Annotated in this window: 17 protein-coding genes; all 17 read left to right on the top strand. The window is 46.6% G+C overall.

All coding sequences use genetic code 11. From position 1 onward, the window contains the following. Positions 1-132: 132 nt before the first annotated feature. The 17 genes from ABEQ74_RS29720 to ABEQ74_RS29640 all read left to right on the top strand — a co-directional run bounded on the left by ABEQ74_RS29720 (position 133) and on the right by ABEQ74_RS29640 (position 20,879). Positions 133-477 carry a hypothetical protein gene (locus ABEQ74_RS29720; protein ID WP_430125933.1) on the top strand — a complete coding sequence of 115 codons (345 nt, stop codon included), beginning with the start codon at positions 133-135 and terminating at the stop codon, positions 475-477. Positions 478-844: 367 nt separating this feature from the next. Beyond that, on the top strand, positions 845-4,414 hold the full coding sequence (locus ABEQ74_RS29715) for an S-layer protein (RefSeq protein WP_430125931.1): 3,570 nt from the start codon (positions 845-847) through the stop codon (positions 4,412-4,414). 75 nt (positions 4,415-4,489) lie between these two features. Next, positions 4,490-5,014, top strand: coding sequence for a hypothetical protein (locus tag ABEQ74_RS29710; protein ID WP_430125930.1), 525 nt, complete (start codon positions 4,490-4,492; stop codon positions 5,012-5,014). Positions 5,015-5,118: 104 nt separating this feature from the next. Then, positions 5,119-5,409, top strand: coding sequence for a small, acid-soluble spore protein, alpha/beta type (locus ABEQ74_RS29705; protein ID WP_430125928.1), 291 nt, complete (start codon positions 5,119-5,121; stop codon positions 5,407-5,409). Between the two features lie 232 nt (positions 5,410-5,641). After that, positions 5,642-6,847: a methionine adenosyltransferase gene (gene metK / locus ABEQ74_RS29700; protein ID WP_054405398.1), complete on the top strand. Its 1,206-nt coding sequence runs from the start codon at positions 5,642-5,644 to the stop codon at positions 6,845-6,847. Positions 6,848-7,314: 467 nt separating this feature from the next. After that, the gene (locus tag ABEQ74_RS29695; RefSeq protein WP_430125925.1) at positions 7,315-10,017 is read left to right on the top strand and encodes a phosphodiester glycosidase family protein; all 2,703 of its coding nucleotides are present in this window, start codon (positions 7,315-7,317) and stop codon (positions 10,015-10,017) included. A 45-nt stretch (positions 10,018-10,062) separates the two neighbouring features. Beyond that, the gene (locus tag ABEQ74_RS29690) at positions 10,063-11,217 is read left to right on the top strand and encodes a sensor histidine kinase (RefSeq protein WP_430125923.1); all 1,155 of its coding nucleotides are present in this window, start codon (positions 10,063-10,065) and stop codon (positions 11,215-11,217) included. A 4-nt stretch (positions 11,218-11,221) separates the two neighbouring features. After that, on the top strand, positions 11,222-11,944 hold the full coding sequence (locus ABEQ74_RS29685) for a response regulator (RefSeq protein ID WP_430125921.1): 723 nt from the start codon (positions 11,222-11,224) through the stop codon (positions 11,942-11,944). Positions 11,945-12,471: 527 nt separating this feature from the next. Further along, positions 12,472-12,894 (top strand): hypothetical protein, encoded by a 423-nt coding sequence (locus tag ABEQ74_RS29680; RefSeq protein ID WP_430125919.1) that lies wholly within the window; start codon positions 12,472-12,474, stop codon positions 12,892-12,894. A gap of 313 nt (positions 12,895-13,207) precedes the next feature. Next, positions 13,208-15,202, top strand: a complete 1,995-nt coding sequence (locus tag ABEQ74_RS29675; protein ID WP_430125917.1) for a helicase-related protein — start codon at positions 13,208-13,210, stop codon at positions 15,200-15,202. Between the two features lie 566 nt (positions 15,203-15,768). Next, positions 15,769-16,389, top strand: a complete 621-nt coding sequence (locus tag ABEQ74_RS29670) for a ComF family protein (protein WP_430125916.1) — start codon at positions 15,769-15,771, stop codon at positions 16,387-16,389. A 113-nt stretch (positions 16,390-16,502) separates the two neighbouring features. Then, positions 16,503-16,913 carry a TIGR03826 family flagellar region protein gene (locus tag ABEQ74_RS29665; protein WP_430125914.1) on the top strand — a complete coding sequence of 137 codons (411 nt, stop codon included), beginning with the start codon at positions 16,503-16,505 and terminating at the stop codon, positions 16,911-16,913. An 87-nt stretch (positions 16,914-17,000) separates the two neighbouring features. Beyond that, positions 17,001-17,294, top strand: coding sequence for a flagellar biosynthesis anti-sigma factor FlgM (gene flgM / locus ABEQ74_RS29660; protein ID WP_430125912.1), 294 nt, complete (start codon positions 17,001-17,003; stop codon positions 17,292-17,294). After that, positions 17,291-17,791: a flagellar protein FlgN gene (locus ABEQ74_RS29655; protein WP_430125910.1), complete on the top strand. Its 501-nt coding sequence runs from the start codon at positions 17,291-17,293 to the stop codon at positions 17,789-17,791. Before flgM ends, ABEQ74_RS29655 begins: the two co-directional genes overlap by 4 nt. Positions 17,792-17,810: 19 nt before the next feature. After that, on the top strand, positions 17,811-19,385 hold the full coding sequence (gene flgK / locus ABEQ74_RS29650; protein WP_430125908.1) for a flagellar hook-associated protein FlgK: 1,575 nt from the start codon (positions 17,811-17,813) through the stop codon (positions 19,383-19,385). Positions 19,386-19,397: 12 nt separating this feature from the next. Then, positions 19,398-20,291, top strand: coding sequence for a flagellar hook-associated protein FlgL (flgL, locus tag ABEQ74_RS29645; RefSeq protein WP_430125907.1), 894 nt, complete (start codon positions 19,398-19,400; stop codon positions 20,289-20,291). 12 nt (positions 20,292-20,303) lie between these two features. Then, positions 20,304-20,879, top strand: a complete 576-nt coding sequence (locus tag ABEQ74_RS29640; protein ID WP_430125905.1) for a DUF6470 family protein — start codon at positions 20,304-20,306, stop codon at positions 20,877-20,879. Positions 20,880-20,909 lie beyond the last annotated feature (30 nt).

Genomic DNA, 20,909 nt, shown 5'->3' with positions numbered 1-20,909 from the left:
CTAATGGCGGTGCTCTTGTTCCTTTTTTAGAGTCAAAAAAATCATTACCATTATCTATTGTTTTGTAATTTCATGTAGAATACGCTACAATAGCGGAAGCACATACTATTTTTAGAGGGTGAAGATGAATTTATGAAGCCGATATTATCTAAAGCGCAGCTCGACTACATGAAGGCGAAGACCAAGTTCGAGGAAAAAGCCAAAGTAATGGAGAAGAAGATTGAGCTGGCTCGTGCCGCTCATGATGAGATAACTCAGGAAGTCATGGAGGGACTCGTTGTTGAGACAGGCTTTCATGATTCATTTAACGAAATGACAGCAGCAGAGAATGCGTTGATCCAGTGGTCTCATACAACCATTAAACATGATAAAACATATCGCACTAACAAAGCCGAGATCGACATTATGTACGAAACGCTCCATAGTAACCCGGAGATGCGTGCACGTATTATTCAGCTGGCTATGAAGATTCGCTAACATTCTACAGGGGCGCCCGACGGGCGTCTTTTTTGTTGTCGCAATATGTAATCAGCCTATTGTTAGATGAAGAATGAAGACTTTGAAAAATATTTTAAAAAAAACTTTGCAACAACCGCAACTTTTTGGAAAACCAAACGTTTATAATGTAGAGCACAATGAGCCACCCAAGATTATCCGATACAAGAAACTTGTCTATTAATTAGAAAAATGTTCTTTACGGACTATTGGACTCGTTGTATAATACCTAGGTAGGATTAGGAATTCTATTCTAGTTTGTAGTGTTCTCTCGTTAACAAGATTCTGTGATACCGTCACAGACATCATTTATGATTTACGCTCAACTCGGGAAAGGAGGTGCACGTAAATGAGTGATAAGAGCTACCAAATTAAAGAAAACAATCAAGTGATGATTCAAGGAGGAGAAAAAAAGGTTATGAAGAAAATTTTATCCGTAGCACTGTCTACAGCAATGGCATTCTCCATGTTTGCTTCTGTTGCATTCGGTGACGATGCGCTTAACACACAACAGAAATTTGATGTACTGAAAGAGAAAGGTATCTTCACTGGCTATCCAGACCAAACAGCTGGCCTTGACAAAGATATGACTCGCGCTGAGTTCGCTAAAGTCCTGGTAGGTATCATGGGTCTTGAGCCAATCGAAGGCAAAGCTTCCTTCAAAGACAAAAACTACAAAGCTGGCAAATGGCCTGCTCCATACGTAGAAGCAGTATACTCTGCTGGTCTGATGGAAGGTAAGAACACAACGAAAATGATCTTCGACTTCAATGGTAAAATCACCGTTGAAGAAATGGCGAAAGTTCTCGTTCTTGCTCAAAAACTTGAAGTTCCAACAGAAACAAACAACAATGCTTCTAACTGGGCTAAAGGTTATGTTCAAGCAGCAATCAACGCTGGTCTTGTAGACGCTAAAGCAAACCCTAAAGCGAACGCTTCCCGTTCCCAATTGGTTGAAGTTGCTTACACTATCTACCTGAGCCAACAAAAACCAAAAGTAGTTTCTTATGAAGTTACTGAGAGCGGTAAAGTTGTAACTTTCAAACTTGCTAACAACGAAGAAGTGAAAGTTGAACTGGAAACAGCTCTGAAAGCTAACACAGCTACTGAAGTTAAGTTCAAACATAACAACTACGAGTACACTGAAAGTGTAACATGGGTTGTAACTTCCGCTACTAAAGTTGAGTCCGCTAGCTCCACTAACCTGAAAGAGGTTGAAGTTGCATTTGACGGTAAAGTAGACAAAGCTACTGCTACTGACAAAAACAACTACACAATCGACGCAAACTCCAAAGGCATTCAATCCGTAACCTTGTTGGAAGATGCTAAGACAGTTCGCATTTTGCTGTCCGAAAACAGCAAGTTTACACAAGGTACAACTTACAAAGTTGTAGTTAAGAATGTTAAAGGCGAGAGCGGTTCCGTTCTTCCACAAGGCGAAGTATCCTTTACTTCTTCCGACAACACGCTGCCAACTGTGAGCGAAGTTAAAGGTCTGGGTACTGCTGCAATTAAAGTAACTTTCTCTGAGCCTGTTCTTGCTCCAGTTGCTAGCAACTTCCAATTGGACGATAAGACATTTGTTGGTTCTGTAACACAAGGTGCTGACAAGAGAGAAGTTATCCTTAAGAGCTACACTGGAGCAATCTCCGCTGGAACTCATAAGTTGACTGCTTCCCTGATCGAAGACTATGCTGGTCTGAAATCTTTGGCGCAAACAACTGAATTCACAGCAGCTGTTGATACTGAAGGTCCTAAAGTGACTGATATCACTGCTACTTTGGAGAAAGTAACTGTTACTTTTGACGAAGAAATCGATCCAGCTTCTGCTACTAACGACAGCTTCTACTGGAAGAATGGCGACAGCAAGAAAAAAGGTAAAGTAACTCAAATTGCTTCTAACGTATATGAAGTTCAATTTGATCAAGCTAACCGTCTGCCAGGATACGAGTCCACTTTGTTCATCGAAGTTAAAGACTACTCCGGTAATGCTAACGCTGTTAAAGAACATAAAATCACTGCAAGCGTAGATCTGGTACAACCACGTGTACTCGAAACTTCGTTTGGTGTAGACAGAGCTAACACTCTGACAGTTCGTTTTGACAAGCCAGTAAATGGTACTGACAAAGCTAACTACACTGTTAAAAAAGATGGCAACACAATCCCAGTACAAAACATTTGGGCTGCCGATGATAGCAACCGTATTTTCTATGTGACTTTCTACCAGGAACTGGAAGGATCCTATGATCTGAAAATTTCCGGTATCAAAGACAGAACAGCATTGGGTAACACTCTTGTAGAATACAGTGGTACTTTTGTAGCTGCTGACAACGCTAGCCCTACAGTTAAGTTTGCAGATTACAACAACTCCAGCCGTAAGATTACGTTGAACTTCGGTAAAGCAATGGATGTATCCACTCTTCAAGAAAGAGGACATTACTACATTGGTTTCTTGAGAAACAACGCTACGAATGTTCAAGATATCGCGCTTCCAGCAGAAGTAACTGTGAACTCCGTGAACGGCGGTAAGTCTGTTGTTCTTACGTTCCCAGAATACATTGATGGAACTCGTGTAACATTCGGCGAGAACGGAACTGTTCGCAGCGTATTCGCAACAGGTCTGAAATCCAGCACAGGTCAAGTGGTAGCTCTGGACAGAACTACATTGACTGCTAAAAACAGTGAAGTGAAATGGACTGGCGCTGTACGTAAAGATGCTAGAACCATCGAACTTACATTTGACCAAGTGATCGCAACTGCAAGAACTACAGACTTCATCGTAGATGGCGCATACCCAGCTGATGTATCTGTAAGTGAAAACAAAGTTACTCTGAAACTGAACAGTGACTTTGGTGGTGGAAGCGTGACGTTGAGACAAAACAACTCTATCGAAACGTATTCCAACAACAAGCTGAACTTGGCTGCTGATACACAAATGGCAGTTAACAATGCTGTAGCTCCTAAATTGGTTTCCGCATCAGATAGAACCAGCAGTAACCAGTTTGTTCTTACCTTCTCAGAGCCTGTAGCACAATTGACTGGAGCAACTGAACAACAACTAAGAGAAGACTTTGTATTGAGAAATGCAACTAAGCCTTCTAACAGCAACTTGATCAGAACTCTGGATTACCAAATCGTTGACATTACTGGCAATAAAGTTACAATTGAAGTGAAAGACGCAGAGGCTAACAAGAGCGCTATCACTGTTCAAGTTCGTGAAGGAGCGAAGTATCTGGTTGCTGCGGCAAACCAAGAGAAGACAGCTCAAGCTTCCGATCCGCTCACAGTACAACCTTACTCACAAGTTGCGTCTGCAACTCGTGTAACTTACACTGAGTTCAAGCAAGGCGCAGTTGCTGAAGCTGCAACAGCTTCTGCTGTAGGTATTAAACTGGTTCAATCTGTAGCTGGTGCAGAAGGCAACGATGCAGGATATAATGTCACTATTAAAGTAGATGATACTATTGGTGCACCAGTTTCAATCAATGCTGATAAGCGTACAATCAAAGTTAAATCAGATACTACTTTGAATCAAATTGTAAGTGCTATTAACAAAGATACTGCAGGTGCTTGGTACAAAGCTGTACTCGTAAATGAAGAAGATGGCCAACTAACGCCACCATTCGCAGCTGGTACAACTCAAGATGTCTTTACATTCACGGGTGGTAAAGATGCAGAATCCAACACTTTGGTTGTGAACTTGAACCAAGACATCGATAGTGTTAAAGATGTAGTTATCCGCAACGCTAACGATGGTTCCAATTCTGTGCCTTACTCTGCTACTAAGGGAGTTAAATCCTTTACTGTTACTGGTCTTGGAACAAGAACTGTAATTGGTCAAGAACTAGTTGCAACAGTTAAAGGCCTGGATGGAAAAGATTATATCCTTAGATATGTTATTGGTGAAAACCAAAAATAATTAAGGGTCCAACTCACCGGTGAACACCTAGTGTTCACCGGTGTTTTTATATGCGCAGAAATGGAGGTTGAAGTCATGAAAACTAAGATGAAAATATCCATGTTAACTGTAGCTCTTGGTGTAGGAGTTTCCATGGGTGTTATACTGACAGAACCGGCTTCTGGTACGGGTGTAAGCCAACCCGGCACCACCGACGACCCCGTCGTTACCAAGAGCTATGTTGACCAACAAATTCAGCAAGCGCTGAATGGCGGTGGCGGAGCTTCCACGAATCCAACACAACCATCAACGCCATCGACTTCAGAACAGCCCTCGCAAGGAGGTGCTGATGAAGTCAAGAACGTAGCTTTGAAACCGGGCAAGCTTCTGATTGCTGATGCTGGAACGGAGTTTATCGTGCGTTCAGGACATGCGGTGATTTATACGGAAGTTGCCAGCGGTGTAGCTGATCTTACCGATGGGAAAGACCTGTTAAACGGACAGGCTGCCCCTAAGAACCATCTGTTGTCTTTCCCTCGTGAAGGCCGGGGCATTCAGGTGAAGGAAGGTTCACAGAGCAATCTGATTGTCATGGTACGCGGTGGTTATACAATTAAATAGTCCTGGTATAATTATTGCCAGTTGTGACAACGTTTTATACGTGTAGCTGCCTGATAACCTACAGATAATACTTCTGTATAAACCAATACAGGAGGTGTAGGTTCATGGGACGCAGCAGTCGCAATCGTCAAGTAGTACCCGAAAGTCGTGAGATGTTAAAGCAAATGAAATACGAAATCGCAGCAGAGTTCGGTTTGCCTGTAGGATATGGCAGCAGCTCGTATGGTGCGGATACAGAGTTTGGTTCTGAGCTCGGAGCTATCGGCGGAGGGATCTCCAGTCGCTCACATGGGTGGGGCCATCTGACCTCCCGAGAGAACGGGTCCGTCGGTGGAGAGATTACTAAACGTTTGGTTCAGCGGGCAGAACAAAGTTTATTTGGCGGCCTGCAATAATTCTGTGATTATTTCGATTAAGAATTGGAACTTATTCTAGAAAAACCTTGGTTGAAAAAACCAAGAAAATCCTTGAAAAACAGCTCAATAACTGGATTGACACCTGGTAACAAATACGTTAATATGCATGTTGAGGATTGTACATTTCAAACCTTTTCCTATCGGAAAAGGTTCATTTTTTGTGTAGGACCTTTTGATATTTCATATACTATTCATATGGGAGGTTGATTTCATGTCTTTAACAGGGCGACGTTTATTTACATCTGAGTCCGTAACTGAAGGACATCCGGATAAAATCTGTGACCAGATTTCCGATGCGGTGCTCGATGCTTTTTTGGCTAATGATCCGAACGCACGTGTAGCTTGTGAGGTTTCCGTAGCGACGGGTCTTGTTTTGGTTATTGGTGAGATTAGCACGAAATCCGAATACGTGGATATTCCATCCATCGTACGTGAAACCGTGAAGGAAATCGGGTATACCCGTGCAAAATACGGTTTTGATTCGAATACTTGTGCGGTGTTAACATCGCTGAATGAGCAATCTGCGGATATTGCACAGGGAGTAAACGCTGCACTGGAGAATCGTGACCCTTCTCAAATGGACGAGGAAACCGAGAATATTGGTGCTGGCGACCAAGGTCTAATGTTTGGTTTTGCAACGAATGAGACACCTGAATTGATGCCTCTTCCGATTGCATTGTCTCACCGCATTGCTCGTCGTTTGTCTGAGGTTCGTAAGAACGGTACGCTGGATTATCTTCGTCCGGATGGTAAAACTCAGGTAACGATTGAGTATGACGGCAACACACCGGTCCGTGTGGATACGATCGTTGTATCGACGCAGCACGCTGAAGAAGCAACGCTGGAGCAAATCCAGAAGGACATCAAGGAACAAGTTATTCTTCCTGTCGTTCCTGCTGAATTGCTGGATGCAGAAACGAAATACTTCATTAACCCTACCGGCCGTTTTGTTATCGGTGGTCCACAAGGTGACGCAGGTCTGACTGGTCGTAAGATTATAGTGGACACCTATGGCGGCTACGCTCGTCATGGCGGCGGTGCATTCTCCGGTAAGGATCCGACAAAAGTTGACCGTTCAGCGGCTTATGCAGCTCGCTACGTGGCTAAAAACCTGGTTGCAGCTGGCCTGGCTGACAAATGTGAAATTCAACTTGCGTACGCTATCGGTGTAGCTAACCCGGTATCGATTAGTGTAGACACGTACGGTACAGGTAAAGTTAGCGAAGAGAAACTGGTTGAGCTTGTGCGCAACAACTTCGACCTTCGTCCTGCTGGCATTATCCGTATGCTGGATCTTCGTCGTCCGATCTACAAGCAGACTGCTGCTTATGGACACTTTGGACGTACCGACCTGGATCTGCCTTGGGAACGCGTGGATAAAGCTGAAGTCCTTAAGGAACAAGCTGGCGTGAACTAAGGGATTTTGAGGTAATCTAAGAATATGTTCTATATGTAAATTTTAGGCTTGTGTGAATTTATTTTTCTGATGAAAATAAATTTGCACAAGCTTATTTGCTTAGGGCACAAAGCAATCTGAGAATCATATGATAAGATGAATTTATTGCAAAAATGTAATAATTAGAGATGGTACATACAAGCTGATACTTCTACGAAGTATCGGTTCTTTTTGCTGAATAAATGGAAGAATAGGAAAGGATTTAATGACAAACCAGTTACTTTTTAATGAAAACATAGTAAAGCAGGATGGAATTACATAGTAATCTAAAAAATGCCGCTACAATTTCACTAAAACATAGTGTAAGATACGCGAAAGTGATTTTTTATAACAAATTCGTAACTTTTCCTCAAAATTGAAGTCTATTAATTAGAGACTTTAATTGTTCGGCATCCGTGTTGAACGAGAGATGGGAGAGTTACGAATAAATGGTTAGTCAGGGGAAATCACTGAAATCTACTAAAACGAGCACTAGCAGGAAATGGTTGATTGTTACATTGGCGGGAGTCATCTGGGTGGGTCCCGTACTGAGCAGCGGAATACCGTTGCTGGAGAATATACCTGGTTCCCAGGTAGCTTATGCGGCATCAACCTCAGTGAAGAAGCTGGGTGAGGAGATTATAACCTCGGGTGCGGTTCTGATGAAATATCAGTATACCCAGAGCACAGGTGCAAAATCGCTGGCGAATATCATTCGAATCGATTTGCACAACAAATATGTAAAACTGGACGTTATGGCAGGTCAGGGAAATCAATTTACAACGAGACAAAGCACAGGCGGAATGGCCAAGGAGAATGGCGCTGTTGCAGCCATCAACGGTGATTTCTTTATTACCGGTGCAGAAGGTGCGCCTATGGGTGCTCAAGTTTCGAATGGTCAATTGATGTCATCACCTTCAGAGCTTAAGGGAATGTACGCTTTTGCAGTAACGAATGATGGCAAGCCGATCCTGGATGAGTATTCTTTTTCGGGAAGCATCACGGCAGAGAACGGAGCCACATTCCCACTGGCAGGCATAAACAAAACAGCTTATACCCCTGAAGGCACAGATTCAAAATTCAGCCATGTGAATGCCGCATATATATACACGAGTGCATGGAAGGCACTGGAACGGCCGAAGAATAGCTCGAGCACACCAACTGAAGTAATGGTGACGGATGGGGTTATTACGGATATTTCGGTGATGGCGGGTCTGCCTACTGCAGTGCCAAAAGGAAGCTATATTCTTCGTACCCATGGTGCAGCAGCAGAGTTTGTGAAGAACAATCTGGCCGTAGGCGAGAAGCTGCACGCAGATTATACGCTTGTATCCAAGAAGTCCGGTCAAAAGCTGGATCCTGCGAACCTGCAGATGATGATTGGCGGGCATACGATCCTGGTGGATAACGGGAAAGCAACCTCTTTTTCAAGAAACGTGAACGATCTTGGAGGCAGTCGTGCCCGCACAGCTGTTGGATATTCCAAAGACGGACGCTACGCTTATCTAATAGCTACCGAAAGCAATTCTAATAGTAAAGGCATGACGCTGCAGCAGCTTCAGGATTTTATGACGAAGGCTGGGGTCTGGAAGGGCATGAACCTCGACGGCGGAGGATCAACGACGATGGTAAACCGCCCACTGGCCGAGATGAATACGCAGTTGACTTTTAACACCGAATATGGGACCACACAGCGCAGTATTGCTAACGCGCTCGGTGTGTTCTCTACAGCGCCTCAGGGCAGCTTGAAGGGTTTGAAAGTGAGCGGAAGCAGCACACTTCTGATCGGACAAACGGGCTCGTATGAGCTCAAAGGGTATGACACCTACTACAATCCGATCGAAGCAGGCTCCATCAAACCGACCTGGAAATCCAGCAATGGCAACCTAGCGGTTAACGGCCAAAGCATAAAAGCGACAAAGCCAGGAACATCGACACTGACAGCGATCAGCGGCAGCACAAAGGCAACGATGCAGGTGAAGGTGTTGGGTGCTGAGGATATTGCAGCCTTGACTACGGGCGTATCTAGTGCCCCGCTTCAAGCGGGAACCAGCGTCTCAGTACCGGTTACAGCCGTAACGACCAGTGGCCAAAGCCTGGAGGTTCCAAGCAGCGCGCTGAAATGGGAGTTTGTCGGGTTTAAAGGCAGCGTTCAAGATGGGCGACTGACTGTATCCTCCGTGGATAGCAATACCAAGGTGGGTTATGCGATTGCTCGTTACGATGGCTTTAGCACAGTCGTTATTTTATCGGCTGCAGGTGAGAGCACGTGGGAGAACTTTGAGAATGTTAATTACCCGGTGAAGTTCACGACCAATGTGCCGGCCGTGACTGGAACCGTCGCAATCCAAAATGGCAGCGGCACAAAAGCCAAATCAAAAGTGCTGAACTTGACCTATGATATGACGGGCGGTTTAGGGCAGAAGATGTACGCATACGCCGAATTAAATGGCACAACAGGCAAAACGATTCCTGCACAAGCGACGTCGATGACGATCGATGTGGAGGGAGATAACAGCCTGAACTGGCTGCGTGCCGAGCTTAAGGACAATAACGGAAAAACCGTCTATGTCGATCTGGCTAAAGCGATAGATTGGAGTGGCTGGAAGACACTGAACATTGACCTGAGCGGATCTAACATCGCATTCCCTGCGCAGATGAAGCGGCTGTATGTGGTTAATGTGGAGGAAGGTCAGGACGAGCGTGCATTGACGGGTGCTGTATCTTTTGATGATATCCGCTTCACCATGCCATCCCTGTCAGGCAATGAGGGGCTTCCGACTGGAAAAGCCGTCATGGCCATCGGACAAAAATCGATGATGTTAAATGGTTCAAAAGTGGCCATCGATTCGGCACCGATCTTGAAGAATGGAACGACTTACGTTCCGATTAAACATGTGCTCGACGCGTTTGGCGGACACGCTACCTGGAATCAATCGGCTCAACGGGTAGGCGTTCTAAGAGGCGGCATGCTTATGGAACTGACAGTTGGCAAGAAGGAATTCATTCTAAATGGCAAGCGCAGTTCGGCCGCTGTTGCTCCAATGGTACAAGGAGGTAGGACTTTGGTCCCTCTTCGTCTCGTTTCCGAGCAATTAGGCCTTAAAGTAAAATGGGACAAGAACACGAAGACCGTCACGATCGAATCATGATATGGTATGATATGTATATGAAACGTTAGAAATGGAGTAGAGTGCGTGGATTATCAAGCCGATGCCATCGACCGTGTCATAAAGAATGCCATCCAAGTGATGGAGGACAGCAAATACCAGATGTTCGAAATATTGGAGGCGTCGCGTCAGGAGCTGGCGTCTCTCAATCATGAACTGCAGCGAACGTTGAAAGAAACAACGGAAACCTTGGAGAAGGTAGATCAGTTAGAGCTGAATTACCGGCGTTCCCGAATCCGGCTGACCGCGGTCAGCCGGGATTTTGTTCGGTATAAGGAAGAGGATATCAAGCAGGCGTATGAGAAAGCAACGCAGCTTCAGCTTGACCTCATGATTTACCGAGAGAAGGAAATGTATCTAAAGGCAAGACGGGATGAGCTGCAAAAGCGGGTTCGGAATGTCGAGAACTCCGTGGAGCGTGCAGAATCGATCGGATCCCAAATGGGCGTCGTGCTGGAATACTTGTCCGGTGAGCTCGGCCAGGTATCCCGGATAATCGAATCTGCGAAGAATAGACAGGTGATTGGCCTGAAGATTATTCTGGCTCAGGAAGAAGAACGAAAGCGCATCTCCAGAGAAATTCACGATGGACCTGCGCAATTGTTGGCGAATCTGGTTCTTAGGACGGAAATTGTAGAAAGAATGCTGGCAAAGCAGGAATTTAAGATGGTGCAGGACGAAATAGTAGATTTAAAAGGCCAGGTTCGATCAAGCCTGGAGGAAATGCGAAAAGTCATTTTTAATCTGCGTCCAATGGCACTCGATGATCTAGGATTAATCCCCACACTGCGTAAATACGTGCATGATTATGAAGAGAAGGCGAAAATCCGCACGATCTTCGAGACACGGGGTAAAGAGCATCGTCTCTCTTCTGCGATGGAGGCTGCCATCTACCGGCTGGTGCAGGAAGCACTTTCGAATGCTGCAAAACATGCTTACCCGACTTATGTGCTTGTTGAAATCACGTACCAGGCGCAATTGGTCAAAATTGTTGTCCAGGACAATGGCCTGGGATTCAATGTCGATTTGCTGGAGCAGAAAAGCAAGGACCACTTTGGGTTAATTGGCATGCGGGAGAGGGTTGAGCTGCTCGAAGGGAGAATGGAGATCGAATCAGCTGAGAATCAAGGAACCAAGATCGTGATTCATATCCCGACGAACGTAGAAAAGGGAAAGGAGTAATCGGATGGAACATGTGGAAAAAGAAAACACGATTATAAAGGTATTATTAGCGGATGACCACCAGCTGTTTAGGGAGGGCCTGAAGCGTATACTGAATATGGAGGACGACATTGACGTAATCGGCGAGTGCGGCGATGGCATTCAAGTGCTTGAGTTCTGTAACGAAACCAAGCCGGACATCGTGCTGATGGATATCAACATGCCGACCGAGAATGGCGTTCAAGCAACTGAGAAGTTGCGTGAAATGTTCCCGGAGATCAAGGTCATCATTCTGTCGATTCATGACGATGAAAGTTATGTGTTTGAAACGCTCCGTAAGGGAGCTAACGGTTACCTCCTGAAGGATATGGAAGCCGAGTCACTGATTAATGCGATTCGTTCGGTACACGAGGGATATGCTTTTATTCATCCGAAGGTAACGGGCAAGTTGATTCAGCAGCTCCGTCGTATGACGTATGTTAATGAAGCAGGCGCCATGGCGGAGGGCGGTTCGCGTGAAGCGGGAGTCAAGTTTGTGGCTGGTGAGAATAACCCATTGACAAGACGCGAAGCGGAAGTGCTTAGACTAATGGCAGAAGGCAAGAGCAACAAGATGATTGGGGAATACCTGTTCATTAGTGAGAAAACTGTAAAAAACCATGTCAGCAGCATATTGCAAAAGATGGAAGTGGACGACCGTACGCAAGCGGTTATCAACTCGATCAAATATGGCTGGGTGACATTGTAACCGTCGTTCCGAATGCACGGACGCGTCTTACATAGGGAGGGAACTGCCAAGGGGCGGTTCCTTTTTGTTATTTATAGAAAGGGGAAGCAGCGAAGTAAGAGGCATCAGGATGGTTGTAGGGAAAATATCGTTTAAGTGGAGCCAGGCTTGTGTGAAGTTTGCATCGATTGATGTTTTTCTAAGATATCAGGGTGTATATGTATGTAAGCAATGAAGAAAAGAACGTCTTGATATCGCAAGAATAAACTATCTCTAAACGTGGTCTGACTGCTTTGAGGTAACGTCGATATATGTTTTTCTTTAGATATCAGACTGCATAAGCAGCAAAGCAAAGAATATCTTGATATCGCAAGAAAAACTACCTCTAAACGCGGTCTGCCTTCCGAGAAATTACATCGATATAAGTTTTTCTTATGACCAGGGTGTTCAGCCGTTCCCTCCAGGCTTTGTGTGGGCTTCCGTTATATAACTGTCACCGACCCTTCTCGATCCGCATATATTGTTGATAAGAGAAGGAGGTGAGTCTCATGGTTGCCCAACTGCTGTGGATACTCGCGGTGTACGGGATCGCTGTAGCTCTGGTTCATATCATGCATGCCCGTCATCTCAGAAGAGCCGGTGATGGTACGGGGCGGCGCAGGCATTATGTGCTGATCACGTCCAACCATGAGCGGCAGGTAGAATGGTATTTGAGAGCCCTTTCATGGTATGCCCTGCTGAGCGGGACGCGCGTGCGTGTCACCGTCCTTGATGACCAGTCGTATGACGACACGTTGAAGATTGTCCAAAGATTGACTCATTTGTCTGGAATCGAATTGGTGTATGGGACCCTGACATCCGGTGATTCAACAGCACGGCAGCAGGATGTTGATCATGATGAAGATGAAACCATACGGATTGATCTAAGAAATTCGCTGGAGGCAATCCCCATTCCTTATGTACAGGGATAATCTTCAACTAGTGGTTACGGCCCCTTGGATGTTACTCATATTAATGAAGGCGTGAAGCACACTCCGACCGCGTGAGCGAGGGGTGTGCTTTTTGCTTTGCATTATTGCAGATGGAGCAGGAGAAGGATGTTGGATAGCGAGGGTTTGTTTAGATACTGACCTTGGCTTCTTGTGCGGGCGGTGCGTAGTCCGGGGCATAATTGGATGGTTGTCGGCCATACAGAGTATGGGCTCGTGTGCTTTAACAAATGACTTCTTAATGACTAAACGAATAGAACAATTCATGTTATTTCGGGGTATTGGAGTTGGTGTTATGCAAATAGTAATCTACGCCATTCGAACTTCTGAGAAATGGGAGTGTTATCTCTCACTGGATATGAGGGTTGATCTGGAGTGGTGGTATGGAATGGGGTTGCGACCGAATCGGAATGCAAGTATGGGGCCATTCGTGTTGTTATCCATGAACTGTCCACACGGATGGGCCGTGGAGCTTCGGAATGGCTTTAGATCGATGAGAGAAATGGACGATTGGGGAAAACGAGAATGGCAGCGATATGTGTATCAGCGTCTTAGCATGTTCATTCTTCAAGAACCGGAAAACAACAGGCAAAGATGGATGGATTGCGTGCGGAACGTTCGAATACTGGAGAAGCATACCCTGGTTTCATATGTTGAGAATCCAGATGACAATCCAGGACGGAACTCGGTTGGGACCCCGGTGCAGAGAAGTGGGAGGGGGGGAACCGAAGAGGCAGGGATTGTTAACGAAGGCCCAGCTGGAGTCAAGGCAGGCTGGGGCAAATTGATGCAGCAAGCAGAGCTGCTGATTGAATATATGGCAGGACGAGCCTTGCTTGCTGGCGAGGTCGAGGCTTTATTGGCGGAGGTCGCCGGGGATCACGGCGACTGGCGCTCCGCGGCCCAGCTTGGCATCCTGCTGGGCCGCCTGAACTTGGAAGCGGGGCTGGTCCAGCCCGCCCCGCGTGGTGCGCCCGGCTGGCTTCGCCGCCGGGCCAGGGCACCCCGCTGCCGGCGTTGCGGCAGCGAGGCCAAGAGCCGCACGGCATGCGCCGCGTGCGGCTCAGCGGCTTGCGCCTACTGCGAGGCCTGCCTCGCGATGGGGCGCAGCCGCGCTTGTGCCCTGCTGCTGCAAGGCACAGCAGGGTCGGCCGTGCGGGGCACGGCCGGGGGTTCCCCCACCGCGACCTTGGGCCGGTGGGGGCTGAGCCCAGCGCAGAGTGCCGCCGCTGGCGCTGCGCTGCAGTTCTTGGCGGAGCCACCCGCAGGGGGCTCCGCGGGGCTCGCCCGTTTTCTCATCTGGGCGGTAACCGGAGCCGGAAAGACCGAGATGATCTTTCCGCTGCTGCAGTCGATCCTGGATGCGGGAGGACGCGTCTTGGTGGCAGCGCCAAGACGAGACGTGGTGTTGGAGCTCGCTCCTCGGCTATCCAAGGCTTTTCCGGATGAGACGGTGGTCACGCTATATGGAGGAAGTCCCGAGCGCTGGAAGCGAGGAAGCATTACACTGGCTACGACACATCAGCTGCTGCGTTTTCGCGGCGCATTTGACCTGGTCGTCATAGACGAGATTGATGCATTCCCATATCATAATGATCCCATGCTCGATTATGCCGCTAAAGGGGCGAGCAAGCCAGGCGGAAAATACATCTACCTGTCTGCTACCCCACCGGCCCCGCTGCAGCGTGAGGCGTCTGCAGGCCGCTTGCCTCACGCTAAAGTTCCGGCACGTTTTCATGGACATCCGCTGCCTGTACCACGCAAGTTGAAAATGCCTCCCGTAAAACGCTGCTTACAAGACAAGAAACTTCCCACATTATTGATCCGTACTCTAAGTGCCTCCTTGCTCCGTGGCGCCCAAGTGTTTCTGTTCGTTTCCCGCATTAAGCATATTGAGCCTTGTTTGGAGCTGCTTAGAGAAGCTATTGCTAATATGCCGATTGAAGGAACCTCCTCCATCGATCCTGATCGGGCAAGCAAAGTGATGTCCTTCCGTAACCGGGAGATTCGTCTGCTCGTGACCACGACTATTCTCGAACGCGGGGTAACGGTTCCCAAGAGTGACGTGTTTATATTGGATGCAGACAGCGAGCTATTTGATGAAGCTGCCCTCATTCAAATGGCCGGCCGGGCAGGCCGCTCCAAGGATGATCCGGCAGGAAGGGTGGTATTGGCTGCACCCCAGTGGACGCGGAGCCAGAACCTGGCGGTCCGGCAAATCAAAGCGATGAACCGAATCGCAAGCAAAGGCGGATACTTGCGGCCGATTCAGGAACAGCTGCCTGAGTAGGGTAAGAGGATGCGTAGTGAATGAGAGTGATAGTGAATGAAGAAGACTTTATTGAAGAACAGAAGTTATAGCCTACATATTAAAAAGAGAATGACGGATAGGAAGGCGGCAGGATGGGGAAAGAGAGAAGTTGCATATTATCACATCAATAGGGCAGTTAAGTAGGACGGTCAAGCGAATATGCCCCAGGATAAAAGCTTGAAATAAGGAACTCGGCTGCTTCGATTGCGAAGATGAACAAACCACTATAACCAGATCATAAACAAACTAATTGTTTTCTATAAGTGAACTGCTTGCTTGTTTCTATTAACTGAGAGAGGGGTATCATTATGATAGCTGGCTGGCTTAACGAGAGAATTGGACTGCTGTATCAATTGCTCAAGCCTATTCATGAAATCTGTCTCACTTGTGGAAGAGCGGGATCATTTAATATAGACCTGCCAGGAATATGCCGGAGCTGCTACAGGAAAATTCCTTGGATTATGAAACCGCGATGTCTGCGATGTGGGCGAGGCATCGGCTGTCCCGATTGTATCCGGTCAGGTATGGAGGATCGAAGTTTTGTTTTGAACCGTAGTGCTGTAATCTATGATGCCCGGATGAAAGAGTGGCTGGCCCAGTACAAATATAGGGGGAATGAGCGGTACGCCGAGCTTTTGATAGAAATGCTGCTGCGAGCGTTCACCTTACTCCATCGGGAAGCCAATATGCATTTAGGAATTGGTAGAGCAAGAAACGCCAGTCCCAAGCCATGGAATATCCATGCGGTCACCTCCGTACCAGTAAGTGATGAACGGCTCCAGGAGAGGGGCTTCAATCAGGCTGAAATGCTTGCCCAAGGGCTTGCGCATAGAGTCAGAATTCCTTGCGTCCAACTGCTTGAGCGTAAACGCCATACGGACAAGCAAAGCTTCAAGAACCGGATGGATCGTCTCAGGGATATGAAGGAAGCTTTCGGTCCCTGGCAGCATGCATCCGAAGGGTTATGGTCCATATGCAGGCAGGTTGGAGCGACACAGAAAAAGTACATGGAAGGACGAGCCGCAGTAACATTCCGTATCCTTTTGGTCGATGATATCTATACAACGGGCAGTACGATTGATGCTTGTGCACAGGTTCTTCGAAGATATGAATCTATTGTAGACATGCCGATCGAGGTTTACAGTTTAACCTGGGCCCGTTCCTAAATAAACATAATAGGAAAAATGTAAGAAATCTTCATTTGAATGATAGACGTAAGGCCTAAGATCATGTAATCTAGGGGTATCAAAGGTTCTATGTAGCATGGAGGTTGTTGAACATGAATCTGGGGAATTGCCCTCGGTGTGGCAAGTTATATACGCTGAATATTCGGGAATTATGTTCTGATTGTATGAAGGTTATAGAAAAGGAATATGAGAAATGCGCAACCTTCCTTCGTGAGCAAAAAGGTGCAACCATCCACGAAGTATCTGAGGCTACGGAAGTATCTGTGCGGCAAATTACGAAGTTTATCAAGGAAGGTCGGATCTCGATCGCTAACGCTCCGAACATGGCATATCCTTGTGAAGTCTGCGGAACATTGATTCGCGAGAGTAATATGTGTGAGTCCTGCCGGACCCGATTAACGAGAGAGCTTAAACAGGCTTCGGCGAGTAACCAGGAAGATCAGACTAGATCCGGTAAAGATAGAGAAACCTATAGTGCAGTCGATAAACTGCGCAAATACTAACCTTTGAACTATTAACAATGGTTCATATCCGACCGATAAACTTAGTAAAGCTTATCGGTCTTTTATTTTAAGTGAGGTGAATAGTGCGTGAAGATTAACGAATCGGGACGTGTGAACGGCATCAATTCGTATCAACGGAATATTGAATCTCGGGAGAAGCAGCACATCGATAAGAAGCGCCGCAAGGATGAAGTATCAATCTCCCCGGAGGCGATGGAACTGAGTGCACAGAGTAAAGTGCAGGATCCGGAACGCGCTGAGAAAATTCAACGCTTGAAGGAATCTGTGGCCAATGGCACATATGAAGTGCCTGTTGATCGTTTAGCAGACAAAATGCTTCCATATTTTCAATCCTACAATAAATCAGGTGAGTCCAAGTGAGTGCAAGATCCATAATTGACTATATGAAGCGTCAGGATGAGCTGCACCAGCAGCTCATAGAGGCAGGGAAAGATAAAAGGCAAGCTATTCTGGACAACGATGTGGAACGTCTTACAGCGGTCATGACCAAGGAGAACCGCCTGCTGAAGCAGGTGGCGGAAACGGAGGCGCTGCGACAGCATGCCGCAGATGACTTTTTACGAGAAAAAGGCATCCGCTCCCAGCTTCAGCTGACGGTTACTGAAATGACACGACTAGTATTTAACCCGGAAGAGAAATCGGAACTACAGGATGTACAGCGTCAATTAATGGATAGGCTCCTGGAACTCAAGGAACTGAATGCTATCAACCGGGAGCTGATTGAACAGTCTTTGGATTTTATTGATTACAGCTTGAATCTGCTAGTTAGTCGTCCAGAGGATGATTTGCTCTATCAGCACCCGAAGCATCAGAATCCAGTTGGCAAGGGCCGAAGCATGTTTGATACCAGGGCATAAGTAGAAAGGAACATATACGATGAGATCGACATTTCATTTGCTTGAAATCGGTAAGAGGGGCCTAATCGCCCAGCAAGCTGCAATTAACACAGCCGGTCATAACGTGACGAATGCCAATACGCCAGGATATTCCCGTCAAACTACACGCCTAGTCGCGGCCAACCCGATCGCTTTCCCGGGTCTTCAGCGTTCTCAAGCAGCGGGTCAGCTTGGAATGGGCGTTGAGGCAGCCAGCATCCAACGTGTGCGGGATTATCTATTGGATATCGAATACCGCAATCAGAACACGAATTTGTCGACATGGAGCGTTCAGCAAGAGACGCTCTCCAATATAGAGGGGATTTTTAATGAACCTTCGGATAGCAGCTTAAGCGCAAGTATTGCGGAGTTTTGGACTGCGTGGCAGACGCTGAGTAAGAATCCGAGCGATACCGACCTATCTGCCCGTATGGCGGTTCAGCAGAAGGCGATCGCCTTAACGGAGACGTTTAACCATATCTTTTCGCAGTTAAACACGCTTAGCGGCAATTTAACATCTCGCATCGATACGAAGGTTGCGGAGGCCAATAACTATATCGCGCAAGTTTCAGAACTGACGCAGAGCATCAAGCGGATCGAAGGTCTTGGCGATAATGCGAATGATCTGCGCGACAAGCGGGATCTGCTTGTGGACCAGTTGTCATTGTTGGGGAACGTGAACGTGACAGAGACAGGAGACATCTATCAGGTGACGTTCGGTAACCAGGTTGTCATTGATGATATGGCCTCCACGCCGATTACGAATGCAATTGCTGGAGCTTTGACTGGCGGTGAAATTGCTGGGTATGTCACGTCCCGCGATGTGCATGTTCAAGGATATATTAATCAGTTGAACATTATGGCCAACACACTGGCTAACGGAGAAGTGGAAGTGACCCTGCCGGCTGGAACGATTCTCCCTCCGGGCGTGAATATTCCGAATGCAGTTATGGATGCAAACAATCCTCAGAAGCTTGCCCAGGATGTGAAGCATACTGTTAAGGGCCTTAACGGATTACATAAGCTGGGTTATACCCTTAATGAACCGGCCACAACAGGCGGCGACTTTTTCGTATCGGCTAATGGTGGTCCTATTACCGCCGGAAATATGAGATTAAGTCAGACTATTCAAGCCGATCTGAAGAACATTGGCGCATCCCTACGGACCGAAATGAAGACAGATCCGGATACCGGTACGACCACTGAGGTGGTTCTGAAAGGGAATGGCGGAATGGCACTCCTGATCGCGCAGCTGTCAGAACGTACGTTTAGTTTTAATCCGAATAACAACAATGGCGCGATAACGAATGTGACAGACTTTGGTGGATATCTGCATTCGGTTATCTCCAAATTAGGTACGGACAGCAGCAACGCCTTTAAGATGGTGGAGAATGGTACATTGCTGGTAGAACATGCAGATACACTCCGCCTGTCGATCAGCAGTGTATCACTTGATGAAGAGATGTCGGATTTAATCCGCTTCCAGCATGCATACAGCGCATCATCACGTGTGGTCACGACCATCGATGAGATGCTGGATAAATTAATAAATGGTACCGGCGTCGTCGGCAGATAGGAGGAGTAAGACATGCGCATAACACAATCAATGATGACCAGCTCAATGATGAGCGGTCTTCAGGGCAACTATCGGAGACTGGATAAATATCAGGAACAAATGATGACCCAACGCCGCATTAACCGTCCTTCCGACGATCCGGTGGGTGTTGCCAGCGCCCTTCAATATCGCGGCCAAATCACAGCGACAACGCAGTTTGAACAGAATGCGGATGATGCGGATGCATGGCTCAAGTATGGAGATACGGTAATGACCGAAGTTACGCAAATAATCCAAAAGCTTTCGGAGCTGGCGGTGCAAGGTGGAACGGATACTGTGCCGAAGGATGCCCGGGAGAACATTGCGGCTGAGGTGGATCAGCTATACCAGCAGTTGGTTTCCCTTGGGAATTCGCAATTTAAGGGGAAGTATATGTTTAACGGTGAAAGAACCGATGAAAAACCATTCCCTGAGGACCCTACTACAACTAATTATTCCTTAGATAATGGTGAAGTGAGATATCAAGTTGGCGCTGGAATTACGGTGTCCGTAAATACGCCAGGAGAGCAAGTGTTTGGAGCCTTCGGAGACTCTTCAGGAATATTTGCTGTGGTGAACAATCTTAAGGCTGCACTATTGGCAGATAATACAGCAGGCATCCAAAGCGCCATACCTGCACTACAGAAAAATCTGGAGACAACTATTACTTCCCAGGCAGAGATGGGCGGTAAGCAGAATCGTCTGGAATTTACACTGAGTAGACTCAGTGATCTGAATATTAACTATATGGGTTTGCAGTCCAAAGTTGAGGATGCAGATATCTCAAAAGTGATCATTGATCTTAAAACTTCTGAAAGTGTTTATCAGGCTTCTTTGGACACCATGGCTCGGATCATACGTCCTAGCTTGCTGGACTTTCTGAGATAAGGGGGAATACGAATGAATATCCCCCGTATTCAAATTCAGCAAGGATATTCACGAATAGGTCTTGAAACAACAAAGGGTCAACAGAGTATAGAGCAGCCTCGATCATCTATAAATATGACTCAGAAGCAAGCTGTTATAGAGATGGAGCGAGTTGAAGGTACACTAGAGATTGACTCACGCAAAGCTTGGTCTGCATTAGGAAAGGCACGATTTGAAGAAGTTACAGATAGAGTTGCGCAATCTTCTCTCCAGATTTCAATGCAAAATATTGCAGATATAGCTCGAAATGGTGATCTGATGATGGCTACCCATAAAGATGGCAATGTATTTGCAGAAATTGCGAGAGATAACGTGTTTAGGGAACGTCCAAGTGTCGAAATAACAGGTGATCCGGGATATGACAATGTGGACATTACTTATAATCCTGGTCAAGTACAGACCAACTATATCCCCGGTGGTGTTAGTTTTAATCCAGAAACATTTAAACCAATAATAGATTACTATCCAGGCAAGGTAAACCCATATTTAATCAGTCAAAATTTTATATTTATGTCAGTGACAGGTAAGCATCTTGATGCAGTTGTTTAGTTGTAGATAAAGAATAGCTATAATGAAACT

Origin of the sequence: Paenibacillus solani, from assembly GCF_050475945.1 — a bacterium.
In the GTDB taxonomy this organism is placed as follows: Bacteria; Bacillota; Bacilli; order Paenibacillales; family Paenibacillaceae; genus Paenibacillus_AQ; species Paenibacillus_AQ solani_A.
Note: the sequence above shows the minus strand (reverse complement) of the source record. Positions and strands in the feature narration are given on the sequence as shown.